General features: G+C 56.6%; 13 protein-coding genes. 12 read left to right on the top strand and 1 reads right to left on the bottom strand.

Going from position 1 to position 14257, the window contains the following annotated elements; genetic code table 11:
• Positions 1 to 107: 107 nt before the first annotated feature.
• The 6 genes from N8E88_RS06925 (at position 108) to ampC (ending at position 5625) form a co-directional block, all read left to right on the top strand.
• Entirely contained in the window at positions 108 to 1109 is a 1002-nt protein-coding gene (locus N8E88_RS06925) for a LacI family DNA-binding transcriptional regulator (RefSeq protein ID WP_262291254.1), read from the top strand.
• A 15-nt stretch (positions 1110 to 1124) separates the two neighbouring features.
• Positions 1125 to 1793 (top strand): 3-oxo-tetronate 4-phosphate decarboxylase, encoded by a 669-nt coding sequence (locus N8E88_RS06930; protein ID WP_114432218.1) that lies wholly within the window; start codon positions 1125 to 1127, stop codon positions 1791 to 1793.
• Positions 1794 to 1871: 78 nt separating this feature from the next.
• Complete coding sequence (locus tag N8E88_RS06935) at positions 1872 to 2945, top strand: ROK family protein (protein WP_262291255.1); 1074 nt, start codon at positions 1872 to 1874, stop codon at positions 2943 to 2945.
• A 196-nt stretch (positions 2946 to 3141) separates the two neighbouring features.
• On the top strand, positions 3142 to 3660 hold the full coding sequence (locus tag N8E88_RS06940; protein ID WP_262291599.1) for a DUF992 domain-containing protein: 519 nt from the start codon (positions 3142 to 3144) through the stop codon (positions 3658 to 3660).
• Between the two features lie 114 nt (positions 3661 to 3774).
• Positions 3775 to 4374, top strand: coding sequence for a DUF922 domain-containing Zn-dependent protease (locus N8E88_RS06945; RefSeq protein ID WP_262291256.1), 600 nt, complete (start codon positions 3775 to 3777; stop codon positions 4372 to 4374).
• Positions 4375 to 4431: 57 nt separating this feature from the next.
• Positions 4432 to 5625, top strand: a complete 1194-nt coding sequence (ampC, locus tag N8E88_RS06950) for a class C beta-lactamase (RefSeq protein ID WP_262291257.1) — start codon at positions 4432 to 4434, stop codon at positions 5623 to 5625.
• A 123-nt stretch (positions 5626 to 5748) separates the two neighbouring features.
• Here the strand turns inward: ampC and N8E88_RS06955 are convergent, their stop codons facing one another.
• Positions 5749 to 6108, bottom strand: a complete 360-nt coding sequence (locus tag N8E88_RS06955) for a hypothetical protein (protein WP_262291258.1) — start codon at positions 6106 to 6108, stop codon at positions 5749 to 5751.
• Between the two features lie 423 nt (positions 6109 to 6531).
• On the opposite strand from N8E88_RS06955, the gene N8E88_RS06960 reads away from it, so the two are divergent.
• From N8E88_RS06960 to nirB, 6 genes are all read left to right on the top strand, one after another.
• Positions 6532 to 7119, top strand: a complete 588-nt coding sequence (locus N8E88_RS06960) for an ANTAR domain-containing response regulator (RefSeq protein ID WP_262291259.1) — start codon at positions 6532 to 6534, stop codon at positions 7117 to 7119.
• Between the two features lie 11 nt (positions 7120 to 7130).
• Positions 7131 to 8417, top strand: coding sequence for a CmpA/NrtA family ABC transporter substrate-binding protein (locus tag N8E88_RS06965; protein WP_262291260.1), 1287 nt, complete (start codon positions 7131 to 7133; stop codon positions 8415 to 8417).
• 356 nt (positions 8418 to 8773) lie between these two features.
• Entirely contained in the window at positions 8774 to 10072 is a 1299-nt protein-coding gene (locus N8E88_RS06970; protein ID WP_262291261.1) for a CmpA/NrtA family ABC transporter substrate-binding protein, read from the top strand.
• A 31-nt stretch (positions 10073 to 10103) separates the two neighbouring features.
• Positions 10104 to 10976 carry a nitrate ABC transporter permease gene (gene ntrB, locus N8E88_RS06975; RefSeq protein WP_410010555.1) on the top strand — a complete coding sequence of 291 codons (873 nt, stop codon included), beginning with the start codon at positions 10104 to 10106 and terminating at the stop codon, positions 10974 to 10976.
• A gap of 11 nt (positions 10977 to 10987) precedes the next feature.
• Positions 10988 to 11785: an ABC transporter ATP-binding protein gene (locus N8E88_RS06980; RefSeq protein WP_262291263.1), complete on the top strand. Its 798-nt coding sequence runs from the start codon at positions 10988 to 10990 to the stop codon at positions 11783 to 11785.
• A 1-nt stretch (position 11786) separates the two neighbouring features.
• A complete protein-coding gene (nirB, locus tag N8E88_RS06985) occupies positions 11787 to 14252 on the top strand; it encodes a nitrite reductase large subunit NirB (protein WP_262291264.1) in 2466 nt (821 codons plus the stop codon).
• Positions 14253 to 14257 lie beyond the last annotated feature (5 nt).

Below are 14257 nucleotides of genomic sequence, written 5' to 3' on the forward strand. Positions count from 1 at the left end.
GGCAGCGCTGCCAACCATAAAATGGTAGCGCTGCCAAAAAAACTTTACTAGGGAATTGGGAGAGCAATGCTGTCTGTCGACCGCGCGTTGGAAAGAATAGAAGAGGGATGGGTACCTCCAGATATCAGGCGGCAGTGACACTTGCGCAGGTTGCCGAGGCGGCCGGCGTTGGCGAAAGCACGGTCTCTCGTGTCTTAAGAAACCATGGCTCTTATTCCGGAAAGACAAGGGATCGTGTCATGACAGCCGTTGAGCGGCTGGGTTATGTGCCAAACCGCATCGCCGGTACGCTGGCCTCGACAGGGTCCCGCCTGGTCGCCTTTGTCATACCGTCGCTGTCCAATATCGTTTTCGCCGATGTTTTAAGAGGCGCGGGCGCGACGCTGGAGGAAAATCAATATCAGGCGGTTTTTGCGGTCACTGATTATGATCCCGCAAGGGAGGAGGCGCTGGTCGGCTCGATGCTCGCCTGGCGGCCTGCGGCGGTGATGCTGGCAGGCTATGAACATACCGGGCGCACGATCACGATGCTGCGCACCGCCAATTGCCGGGTCGTGGAAATGCTCGATGTGGATGGTACTGCGCTGGATCTTGCGGTTGGCTTCTCCAACCGCGCCGCCGGCCGTGCAAGCGCCGAGTTTCTGTTGAAGCGCGGTTATCGCCGGATTGGTTATGTCGGCCATGACCTCGAGCGCGATACACGTGCCGGCAAACGTTATTCGAGCTTCTGCGAGACATTGAGTGTCAATGGCGTGCCGCTTGCAGGCCAGCAAATTTATCGGGAAGCTTCGTCTGTCGAAAGAGGCCGTTTGGGTCTCGATCTCCTGCTGGCCAGAACTCCCGACCTGGACGCCGTCTACTTTTCCAACGATGACATGGCGCTCGGTGGCTATTTTCACTGTTTGGCGCGAGGAATTGTCATCCCCTCCCAATTGGCGATTTTCGGCTATAATGGCCTTGATCTCGGCCGGGTTATGCCGCAAGCCCTGTCGACGATACGCACGCCGCGCGTCGCGACCGGACAGTTGGCGGCAAAGCTCATCGTGGACAATGCGCCATCACAGGTTATCGATCTTGGTTTTGAGTTGATCGAAGGCGCAACTGCCTGACACCGGAGGATTCGAATGTCTGATGCACGCCTGCGTGAGGAAATCTGCCGATACGGACGCTCGCTGTTCGAGCGGGGGCTGACACCCGGATCGTCGGGCAATATTTCATTGCGGCTCGATGATGGCGGCTGGCTGGTGACACCGACGAATGCCTCGCTCGGCTTTCTTGACCCGGCTCGGCTTTCTCGTCTCGATGCGGCAGGGGCGCTGGTTTCAGGCCATACACCCACCAAGGAAATTCCGCTTCACAGCGCCATTTACGAGACTCGCGCAAGCGCCCGCGCGGTCGTCCATCTTCATTCAACGCACGCCGTTGCCCTGACAATGCTGCCGGAGATCGATCCGCGCGCCGCGCTGCCGCCGATGACGCCCTATTATCTCATGCGGTCCGGTCAGACCGCCCTCGTGCCCTATTACCGTCCCGGCGATCCGGCGGTTGCCGATGCGATCCGCGGCCTTGCGGGCAAATATTCCTCCGTGCTTCTGGCGAATCATGGGCCCGTCGTGGCCGGCGACAGTCTTGAGGCCGCGGTTTTTGCCACCGAGGAGCTGGAGGAGACGGCGAAGCTTTATCTCCTCCTGCGAAACCTCAACCCCCGCTACCTCAGCCCTGCGCAGGTCGCCGATCTTGTTACGACTTTCGGCCTCGATCTACCCTTTCATGAGGATCACGATCACAAGTGAGTGCAAGTTCCGGCTGGAACTTCGTCCGAGCCGCAGCGTTCCTGTCACGATGATCGTAACTTTGTGCAAGGGGCAGGCATGTCGCAACGCCAGGATAATTTGAAACAGGATAATCCTGTGCCAGTTGCGCATGGCGCCGTTTCATTGCCGTCAGTCACGGTCGACGGCTACAATTTGAAGCTGCGCGACAAGGATGGCTTCATTGGCGACAAGGCCAGTAAATCGGCATTCCAGCAGAAACTCGACGATTGGCGCAAACGCATCCAGAATGGCGGCGACGATCCGCTTGGAGACACTCCGACAAAGGATCTGTCGAAGAAAGAGATCGATGCGCTGGTGCAGGGAAAGGACAAGGAGGCCGCGGCCCTTGTTCTCGGCGCTGTCGATGATTTCGCCGAAGAACTCGCCCAGGTGCTTGCCCGTTTCCTGAAGGAAAAGAGCTGGAAGGGCACCGAACGCGTCGTCGTCGGCGGCGGCTTGAAAGAAAGCGCTTTCGGGGAACTCGCTATAGCCCGGGCGATGGTGCTGCTGAAATCGGATGGCTTGAAAATCGAGCTTTTGCCGATCGCGCATCATCCGGATGAAGCCGGACTTACCGGTGCAGTATATCTCATGCCTGCCTGGATGCTTGAGGGGCACGATTCGTTGCTGGCGGTTGATATTGGTGGAACGAATATTCGTGCAGGGATTGTCGAAACGCGGATCAAAGACAAAGCGGATCTGTCGAAAGCCAGGGTCTGGAAATCGGAACTTTGGCGCCACGCCGATGACGAGCCCAATCGCACGGCAACCGTAGAGCATATCGTGGGCGTGTTGGAACGTCTCATCGCAAAAGCGCAAAAGGCCGATCTTATGCCGGCTCCGGTAATCGGAATTGCATGCCCAGGTACGATCATGCCGGACGGTTCCATCGCGAATGGCGGCCAAAATCTTCCCGGCGGGAATTGGGAGAGCAAGAGTTTCAATCTTCCGGAAGCTCTCGCTGAAGCCATCCCGAAAATCGGTGATCATCCCACCTTTGTAATCATGCACAACGATGCGGTGGTGCAGGGGCTCTCACAGGTTCCGTTCATGCGGGACGTCAAGCGTTGGGGCGTTGTGACTATCGGCACGGGCCTCGGAAATGCCCGTTTTACCAACAGGACCGTTTGACCAGATGTCTGCACAGGAGGGAATTGTGGAACAGCAAATCCAATCAGCACGATGCCTTCAAAATGTCCCAATGGCGCTGAACTGTGCGGCTGTCTGCTACTGCGCCCTCACACATCCGTTGACCTGTACAGCTTGCTGAGTTTGTCGGCTGAACGACCGATTGCGTTGCACCGGTCATACCAAAAAGGAGAAAATGATGAAGAAGACTCTTGCGATGGCACTTACGGCAGCGTCGCTGACTCTCGCTGGCACGATGGCTGCCAAGGCGGCGGACACCATCCGGACCTATGAAGAACCGGATCTGCGCAGCGGCGTGAAGATCGGTTATCTCGATTGCACGATCGGCGGCGGTATTGGTTATGTGCTTGGCTCGGCCAAGGAGATCGAGTGCGACTTCCGCTCCAGCCTCAGCGGCGAACGTTCAGATCACTACAGCGGCGCAATCAAGAAGCTCGGTGTTGACGTTGGCTTCACTACACGCAGCCGGCTCATCTGGGCCGTGTTCGCACCGACAGCCGGCTACCATCATGGCTCGCTCGGCGGCATCTATCGTGGCGCTACCGCGGAAGCGACTGTCGGCGCCGGTATCGGTACCAATGTGCTTTTTGGAGGCACGGCCGGCTCTATTCATCTTCAGGCAATCAGTGTAACGGGCCAGATCGGTCTTAATCTTGCTGCCACCGGCACGTCGATGACACTCGCCTCGGTGAATTGACGGTATTGTCAATATCTCCCTTTCGCCCCGGCGGAAGGGAGCAAGTTCCTAAGCGCGCCGAACTCGATTGCTGAGGCGTCATTTTCACGATTTTGATAATCCGGGGGGATTCTGGTGAAAACAGTCGTCCGAATTTCGTTGCTGGCTGCCTGTTGCGCCTTGTTACCTGAAATTGCACATGCCGAGTGGCAAGCAGTCGAAAAAATAGAGAGCTATGCGGTTTCAGGAAAATCCGGTGCTGAACTCTACGCGTCTATCGGGGAGAGGGGGCCAAGAGCCGGTGACAACGGGAGCGCCATCGCGCATACGAATTTCCGCCTGACATGGTCGAGGAAATACGAGAACCAGCGCAATGCCTGCACGCTCGTCTCCGCAAAGCCGAAACTTGTAATCACCTACACTGTACCGAAGCCTGCTGGAAAGCTGCCGGACGCCGTCGCCAGAAACTGGGAGACGTTTATCACCGGGATCCGCCGTCATGAAGCGGTGCACGGCGAAATGATCCGCGAGATGGTAAAATCAATCGAGACTGCAACAGTCGGCTTGTCTGTGCCCGATGATCCCAAATGCACCAAGATCAGAGCGGAGATGACGAAGCGTCTTTCGGAACTCTCTCAAACCCAGCGACAGCGCAGCCGTGATTTTGATCGAACTGAACTCAGTGAAGGCGGAAATATCCACCAGCTCATCCTCGCATTGGTCAACGGGGCGTAGGCCTGCGGCGTGAGGATACTTTGGCACTGGATTGATATTCTCGAAGGATGAAAACTGATGAATCTGAAACTTCTGGCTCCGATCCTGACTGCGTTCGTTTTCGCCACAACGGCGAGCCCTGTTGGCGCAGCGGAAAGTCAACGGGATGAGGTCGAAGTCTGGGTAAATGATGCCGTGCGGCCGGTCATGAGCCAGTACGATATTCCGGGCATGGCTGTCGGGGTAATTCTTGATGGGAAATCCTATATTTTCAACTATGGCAGAATGACGAAGGAGGGCAGCAAGCCGGTAACGGACAAAACGCTGTTCGAGATCGGCTCGATCAGCAAGACGTTCACCGCCACGCTGGCCACCTACGCACAAGCCAACGGAAATCTCGCCTTGACGGAGCCGGCGGGCAAGTACGTTCCAGCCCTGCAAGGCCGTCCCTTTGGCGATGTGGAAATTCTGCATCTCGCGACGCACACTCCGGGAGGCTTTCCGCTGCAAGTGCCGGACAACGTCAAGAACGAACAGCAGATGCTGAAATATTTCAAGGAATGGCAGCCAGCTTATCTGCCCGGCACGCATCGGACCTATGCCAACCCCAGCATCGGCATGCTCGGCTACATAACGGCGCACAGCATGAAAGGGGATTTCCCTACGTTGGTCGAACAGAAGCTGTTTCGACCGATGGGCATGGCCGACAGCTATATTAACGTCCCGCGCGACAGGATGGCGGATTATGCGCAAGGTTACACGAAAGCGGGCAAGCCCGTGCGCATGAGCAATGCGGTCCTGTCAGCGGAGGCTTATGGTGTGCGAACGACGGCCGCTGACCTGGTCCAGTTCCTCAAGGCAAATATGAACCTGCTGTCCCTGGATGAGACGCTTGCGCGCGCAATAAGGGATACGCATGCGGGTTATTTCAGGGTCGGCGAGATGACCCAGGACCTCGTATGGGAACAATATGACTATCCGGTCGCGCTTCCCACACTGCTTGAGGGCAATTCCCAGAGAACGTCAAGGCCGGCGCTTCCCGTCAAGCGGATAAGTCCTCCAATGTCACCTCGTCAGGACGTCCTCATCAACAAGACCGGATCGACGAACGGGTTCGGCGCCTATGTCGCTTTCGTACCAGAGAAGCGGATGGGTATCGTGATCCTGGCCAACAGGTACTACCCCAATGAAGATCGGGTGAAGATCGTGCACCAGCTTTTCTCCCGCTTCGACAGCGGCGGTGCGGGTCATGAGCCAGCTCCCGTCGAATAAGACGTCCTCTCTGCGCATCAATTTGGGGCGGCTAACGCGGTCCACAGCGGTGCATCGAACCAAACAGCAACGCCCCCGGGGCGCTCCCGGAGGCGTTGTCCAGCTGGGAGGAAGCCGGTGTATCTAGTTTAGATGGTCCCACCGATAATACGGTTCGCCGAACAACTGACCATTCACCTTCTCGATTTTCCCCATCAATGGCCGATACTCTCCCATCGGGATCACACCATCCCTGTTGACGACAATTGCGTCTTTACGGATCGAAGACAGTTCGGCCTTGAGACCATGGGCCTCGGTGGGTGTCATCAACCTTTGATTGCGTTCCTGAGAAATCCGCCTGTCCGCATTGTTAAGGTCGGTAAGAATGGAATCGAGCTGGCCACTTGGCACATACCGGGTAGGGCCGGGCGCCGCGAAGGCCATTGTAAGGGGAGCGGAGGTGAGAAGTGCGGCAAGCGCCGCTTTCAGAATAGTTGAGCGCATTTTGCGTCTCCGGTTTTCATGGAGCGACAGGTCGCTCCATGGTCAGCCGCCCGTCTCGTTCCGTCGCGTCGCGATGGGATCATCGCCGGCGGTTCCCGGGTAGCAGGCCAAGGGTAGATCTTGCAGGGGCCGGAGAAAACCAGCCATGTGTATGATGGCGGCAAACCTGAGTATGACAGCGTTGAACAGCGGATACTACCCGACTTGGTAGAGGTGTACGCCCTGCTGGATTTTCGGCATATGAATGCTTTGAAAACACACGAATCTCACACAAACATTGCGCATTCTTGCACACGAGTCCTCGAATCCGGGGCAAGAATTTCAACCCCAGAGGGAAATTAGTTGCGCGAAGTTGATGTTTCTTTCCACCAGTGTGGCTTATTGTAGCATTGCACAATATTCATGCATGCGCAAAAATAAGGCATGAATGCTGCCTTGTCGATCATGATTTTCGATGAAAACCGTATCCGCGCCGCCATTATCGAAGAGGGCTTGCGGGAGGCGGGGCACACGCACGTGGTGGTGCTGCACGATATCGTCGGACTGGCGCGGCAGATAGAGCTTATCGGTCCGGATGTCATTGTTATCGATATCGAAACGCCCAACCGCGATATGCTTGAGCATTTGTTTCAGCTGACGCGCTCGGTTCGCAAGCCTATCGCGATGTTTGTGGATCGCTCGGATACTTTATCCATTGAAGCGGCTGTTGAAGCTGGCGTTTCGGCCTATGTGGTCGATGGCCTGAGAAAAGAACGCGTGAAGCCTATCCTTGATATGGCTGTGAGCCGTTTCAAGGCGTTCAGCCGGTTGCAGCAGGAACTGGCCGACGCCAAGAGCGCCCTTGAGGAGCGCAAGATCATCGACCGGGCCAAGGGAATCCTGATGAAATCGCGCAAATTAACCGAAGACGAGGCTTATGCGCTCTTGCGTCAGACAGCCATGAACGAAAAGAAGAAACTTGCCGATATTGCCCAAAGCGTCGTCATGGCGGCGGCAATTCTGGGAAGTTAGGAAAAGGCAGAATGAGTTTCATCCCGACCGGAATTGATCAGTACAAGAGCGGCCTAACAGCTCCTGCCACGATCCGCACGGAAAGCGCCAAGCTGGTTCGCGCCGGGTTCATCCCGCTCGTCGATGCCGCTGTTCTCATTGCCGCTTCGGAGTTCGGATTTGCCGCTCGCGAAGGTATCCAGATCGATCTGGTCAAAGATGTCTCATGGGCCAATATCCGCGACCGGCTGGCGTTCCGCCAGTTCGATATCGCCCATATGCTGGCTCCGATGCCGGTTGCCTCAGCGCTGGGTCTTGGGTCCAATCCTTCTCCGACGATTGCTCCTTTCATGCTCGGGCGTGGCGGTAACGCCATTACGCTTTCCGTAGAGCTCTATCGTCGTATGCAGGAAAAGGCAGGTCTTGCCGGACATGAAGATGCCCTGACCAATGCCAAAGCCCTCAAGCTGGTAATCGAGGAGATGCGGGCAAAAAGCGAGGCTTTGCCGGTCTTGGGGATGACCTATCCGTTCTCCTCGCATAATTATGAACTGCGCTATTGGCTCGCTGCTGGCGGTATTCATCCGGAAGAGGATGTAAAACTGGTCGTGGTACCACCGCCGATGACATCCGATGCCCTATCCGCGGGAGCGATCGACGGGTTCTGTGTAGGGGCACCGTGGAATATGGTGGCAGTGTCGCGCGAAGTTGGACGCATCGTTGCCGTCAAGGAAGACATCTGGCCTTCAAGTCCGGAAAAGGTGATCGGTACACGGCCGGAATGGGCAGCGCAGAATCCCGAGACATTATCCCGGCTGATTGTGGCGCTTGATCGCGCGGCGGCATGGTGCGATGTCCCGGACAATCGGCGTGAGCTGGCGCAAATCTTGGCGGAACCCCGTTATCTCGACGTGCCGTTCGACATTCTCCATCGAGTGCTCACCGGACGATTCACTACTGATCCGAACGGGACCGAGCGGACTGTTCCAGAATATTTTACCTTTCATCGCCAAGGCGCAAATTTCCCTTGGATCAGTCAGGCCCAATGGATATTCAGCCAGATGGTGCGATGGGGCCAGGTCGCCTATGCGCCGGAAGCCTATCGGCAGGTTACTTCAGCCTTCCGGCCGGATCTCTATCGCAACGCGCTTGGAAGCCGCGCCGATATTTCCGTGACGGATGCGCGCATAGAGGGAAACGCTGAGGGTGATGTGTTCATCGATGGCGCCACGTTCGATCCAGAAGATATTCGTGGCTATGTTGCACGTTTCCCAATTCGGAATACCGGCTCCGGAACCACGGACCAGAGTGACGTTTAGGGCCGCACATGTTTTGTGCTGTGCACAATAAATTCGCACTCGACTGACGACATCTGCACAAATCTATTGCTTTAAATATTCGTAGGCCCTTCGCGCCTTGCAAGGCTAAACAAAAAAATATGTAACTTTTTCAGCTAGTTGCTGTTTTTATTAAGAGTTGGCACGCGGTTTGCATTGATAATTCTGTTCCGTCAATGACGACAGGAACCGCAGGCACCGGCATCGGGTGCTTTCAAAGACACAGACGTCGCTCGGGCGAGTTCATTCTGCAGGTATGCCTGTAATGCACTCCATCCAGCGGCGTTTTTTTATGATTCAACCGGCTGCAAAGGCTGACGCGTTTCAGGGGAAATACTATGAAAGACATTCTGTCGACTGGCATGCACAGACGAAAACTTCTGAAAGCGGGCGGAACGCTGGCACTGTTTGCTGCCGCCAAATCTGCTTTTCCTGGCGGCGCTTTTGCGGCAGCTGCCGGTCCCGAGACCACAAAGGCAACGCTTGGCTTCATTGCGCTCACCGATTCTGCGCCACTAATCGTCGCCAAAGAAAAAGGCCTCTTCGCAAAATATGGCATGCCGGATGTCGAGGTAGTCAAGCAGGCCTCCTGGGGCACTACACGTGACAATCTCGTATTGGGTTCGGCCGGTAACGGTATTGACGGCGCCCATATCCTCACCCCGATGCCGTACCTTATCAGTACCGGCAAGGTCACCCAGAACAATCAGCCTTTACCCATGGTTATCCTTGCGCGCCTCAATCTCGACGCGCAGGCAATTTCCATTGGGTCTGCCTATGCGGATCTGAAAGTCGGTGCCAACTCCGGTGCACTGAAAGAGGCTTTTGCCAAGAAGAAGGCAGAAGGCAGCCCAGCCAAGGCCGCAATGACATTCCCGGGCGGTACACATGATCTCTGGATTCGTTACTGGCTCGCAGCCGGGGGTATCGACCCCGACAAGGATGTCGAAACCATCGTGGTTCCACCGCCGCAAATGGTCGCCAATATGAAAGTCGGCACGATGGATTGTTTCTGTGTTGGCGAGCCGTGGAATGCCCAGCTCGTCAACCAGGGCATCGGTTACACAGCAATCAATACGGCGGAAATCTGGGCCAAGCATCCGGAAAAATCTTTCGCCATGCGTGCCGATTGGGTCGAGAAAAATCCCATTGCGACCAAGGCGCTGCTGATGGCCGTCCTCGAAGCCCAGCAATGGGCTGACGACATGGCGAACAAGGACGAACTGGCTGCAATCGTCGGCAAGCGTGCCTGGTTCAATGTTCCCGCCACCGATATCGCCGGGCGGTTGAAGGGTGAGTATGACTATGGCTCCGGACGTATCGAGACAACCAGCCCGCATTTGATGAAATTCTGGCGCGATCACGCATCTTATCCGTTTCAGAGCCATGAAAAATGGTTCCTGACCGAGAATATCCGCTGGGGCAAATTTGCGCCGGATACGGATATCAACGCATTGGTTGGCAAGGTCAACCGGGAGGATCTCTGGCGCGAGGCGGCATCAGCCCTTGGCGTTGCTGCAACGGATATCCCAGCTTCGACATCGCGAGGTGCTGAGACCTTTTTCGATGGCAAGGTCTTCGATCCGGACAACCCGCAGACCTATCTCGCCAGCCTCGACATCAAACGTTTTGCCTAAAGGAACCGGTATGACTGCCAGCCCCGTACGGATGAATCCACAAAAACAGCCACACACCCAAGCAAAGGTCGTCACTTTGAGCACTCCGAGATCATCTGTTGCTCGGCGGCGCTTTCCGCAGTGGCTCTCCGCCCTTGCAGGACATATCTTGCCGCCGCTGGTAACGCTGGCGTTTCTGCTGGTTCTTTGGGAAGTCATCTGCTCCTCGCCAACGGCGAGTGTTCCCCCGCCGTCGCGCGTTGTATCCGAAACCTGGGAATTGATTGTCCATCCATTCTATGTTGGGCAAGGCGTTGACCAGGGTCTGTTCTGGCACATCTTCGCCAGTCTCAAGCGCGTGGCCCTCGGTTATTGCCTTGCGGCAATCGCAGGGATCGCTCTTGGTGCGCTGGTGGGCCAGAGCGACTGGGCGATGCGCGGTCTTGATCCGATCTTCCAGGTTTTGCGCACCGTTCCACCACTTGCTTGGCTGCCGCTATCATTGGCAGCCTTCAAGGACGGTAGTCCCTCCGCAATTTTCGTGATTTTCATCACGGCCATCTGGCCGATCATCATCAATACGGCGGTTGGTATCCGCAATATTCCGCAGGATTACCGGAACGTTGCAAGGGTGCTGCGTCTCAATCAGTTCGAGTACTTCACCAAGATCATGATCCCGGCGGCCGCACCATACATCTTCACGGGTTTGCGTATCGGTATCGGTCTGTCCTGGCTCGCCATTGTCGCTGCCGAAATGCTCATTGGTGGTGTCGGCATCGGCTTCTTCATCTGGGACGCGTGGAACTCCTCGCGCATAAGCGACATCATTCTCGCGCTCATCTATGTCGGCATCGTTGGCTATCTGCTTGATCGCGCAATTGCGTCCATTGCCAAAGTCGTCACCCGCAACACGCTCAGCGCCTGAAGGAAATAATCATGTCAAAACCCTATCTCTCGCTCGAACAGATCGACATGGTGTTCAGTCGCGGTGGTGCGAGCACACAAGTTCTGAACCAGGTCTCTCTCGACGTCGACAAAGGTGAGTTCATATCGATTATCGGCCATTCCGGTTGCGGGAAATCGACGCTGCTCAACATCGTGGCGGGCTTGACAGAGGCAACACGCGGCGTGGTGCTTCTTGAGGGGGCTGTCGTCGATGCACCGGGACCGGACCGGGCGGTGGTGTTTCAGAACCATTCTCTGCTTCCCTGGCTGACAGTTTATGAGAACGTCAAACTGGCTGTGGACAAGGTTTTCTCAGGTATGAAAAGCCGGGCCGAGCGGCATGAGTGGACCATGCGCAACCTCGAACTGGTTCAAATGGTTCATGCCAAGGACAAGCGCCCGTCGGAAATATCGGGCGGCATGAAGCAGCGTGTCGGCATTGCTCGGGCATTGGCGATGGAGCCGAAAGTCTTGCTGCTCGACGAGCCGTTCGGAGCCCTCGACGCACTGACGCGGGCCCATCTGCAGGATCAGGTCATGCAGATTCACGCCGAACTTGCCAATACCGTACTGATGATCACCCACGACGTAGATGAAGCGGTGCTTCTCTCTGATCGCATTGTCATGATGACCAACGGACCATCGGCCAAGATCGGAGAAGTCCTGGACGTACCGCTTGTTCGTCCGCGCCGCCGCATCGAACTTGCGTCGGACGCTACCTATATTCGCTGCCGCTCGGCAGTGCTGAAGTTCCTCTACGAACGTCATCGCCTCGTGGAGGCTGCGTGAGATGGAAGCATACGGGAAAAAGCAGAAGCTGGTTATCATCGGCAACGGCATGGCACCGGGTCGTGCGCTGGAACATTTGTTCGAACTGGCGCCCGACACTTATGACGTGACGATTTTCAACGCCGAACCACGTGTCAATTATGATCGGATCATGCTCTCGCCGGTGCTTTCCGGCGAAAAGGAATTCGAGGAAATCATCATCCATGGCGACGGCTGGTACATCAAGCATGGAATCATGCTGTACAAAGGCCACAAGGTGGTCAATATCGACCGCGTTGCCAAAACGGTTACCTCCGATGCGGGAACGACCGAACCTTACGACAAGTTGCTGATTGCCACCGGCTCTTTGCCATTCATATTGCCCCTGCCCGGCAAGGATCTTCCCGGCGTACTGACCTATCGCGACCTTGACGACGTCAACGCTATGTTGCTTGCGGCGCAATCGCGGGCGAGGGCCATCGTCATCGGTGGCGGATTGCTCGGTCTCGAAGCGGCGGCCGGACTCAAATCGCGCGATATGGATGTGACAGTCCTGCATGTCATGCCGACATTGATGGAACGGCAGCTCGATCCGGCGGCAGGCTATCTCCTCGAAAAGGCGGTTGAAGCGCGGGGTATCAAGGTCCTCACCAAGGCCAGCACCAAGGAGATTGTTGGCGAGAAGAAGGTCGAGGGCGTGTTGCTTGCCGATGGCACCATACTCCCCGCCGATCTTGTGGTGATGGCTGTCGGCATCCGGCCAAGCGGTTCGCTCGCCAAGGAGGCGGGACTTGAATGCAATCGCGGCATTGTCACGGATTCCGGCATGCGCACGTCCGATCCGGACATCTTTGCTATTGGCGAATGCGCGGAAGTCGGCGGCCAATGCTACGGGCTCGTCGCGCCGCTCTATGAAATGGCGCGGGTGGTTGCTTCGCAGCTTGCGGGCAACAGCGAAGCCGCCTTTGTTCATAGCGAAACGCCGACCAAACTGAAGGTCACCGGCATCAACGTCTTTTCGGTCGGCGATCTCGGGGAAGGCGATGATCGCCAGGAAATTGTGTTGCGGGATGCTTCTGCCGGCGTTTACAAGCGCCTTGTCCTCAAGGATGACCGGATCATCGGGACAGTCCTGTACGGCGAAACGTCCGATGGTGCCTGGTTCCACGATCTCACCAAAAAGCGCACCGACATTTCGGAGATGCGCGACACCCTGATTTTCGGCCAGTCCTATCAAGGAGGATCCCCGCTGGACCCTATGGCGGCCGTTGCAGCCTTGCCAGATGATGCGGAAATCTGCGGTTGCAACGGCATTTGTAAGGGAAAGATCACCGGCGCCATCACAGGCAAAGCCCTGACATCGCTTGACGATGTGCGTGCTCATACCAAGGCTTCCGCCTCTTGCGGGAGTTGTACCGGACTTGTCGAGCAGCTTTTGTCGCTAACATTGGGCGATAGTTATAACCCTTCCGCAGTCACGCCGATGTGCAGCTGCACCGATCTCGGCCATGACGATGTGCGTCGCCTGATCAAGGCGAAGGGTCTGAAATCGATTCCCGCTGTCATGCAGGAGCTTGAGTGGAAGACGTCCTGCGGCTGCGCCAAGTGCCGCCCGGCATTGAACTACTATCTCGTCTCCGATTGGCCGGATGAATATGCCGACGATTACCAGTCGCGTTTCATCAATGAGCGTGTTCACGCCAATATCCAGAAAGACGGAACCTATTCTGTCGTGCCGCGCATGTGGGGCGGCATGACCAGCTCGAAGGAATTGCGTGCCATTGCCGATGTCGTCGACAAGTTCGAGATACCGGCTGTGAAAGTCACCGGCGGTCAGCGTATAGACATGCTCGGCATCAAGAAAGAAGACCTGCCCGCTGTCTGGGCCGATCTCGGCAAGGCCGGTTTCGTCTCGGGCCAGGCCTATGCCAAGGGCCTGCGCACCGTGAAGACCTGTGTCGGGACGGATTGGTGCCGGTTCGGTACGCAGGATTCGACCGGACTGGGCATCCGCATCGAGAAGTTCATGTGGGGATCGTGGACGCCAGCCAAACTGAAAATGGCGGTATCCGGCTGTCCGCGCAATTGTGCCGAGGCGACCTGCAAGGACATCGGCATCATCTGCGTCGATTCCGGTTTCGAGATCCATTTTGCCGGGGCGGCCGGGCTCGATATCAAAGGGACGGAAGTCCTGGGGCTGGTCCATACGGAAGATGAGGCGCTGGAGCATGTGGTGGCATTGGCCCAGATGTACCGCGAGCAGGGCCGTTATCTGGAGCGCATCTACAAATGGGCCAAGCGTGTCGGCCTCGATGAAATCCGCCGGCAGATCATGGGCGATGCGGATAAGCGCAAGGGGTATTTCGATCGCTTCGTCTTCAGCCAGAAATTTGCCCAGGTCGATCCCTGGTCCGAGCGTGTGTCAGGCGTGGACAAACACGAGTTCCAACCCATGGCGACCATTGCCTACCAGCAAGCAGCGGAGTGAGTGCC

The sequence above is a fragment of the Phyllobacterium zundukense genome (genome assembly GCF_025452195.1).
GTDB lineage: Bacteria > Pseudomonadota > Alphaproteobacteria > Rhizobiales > Rhizobiaceae > Phyllobacterium > Phyllobacterium zundukense_A.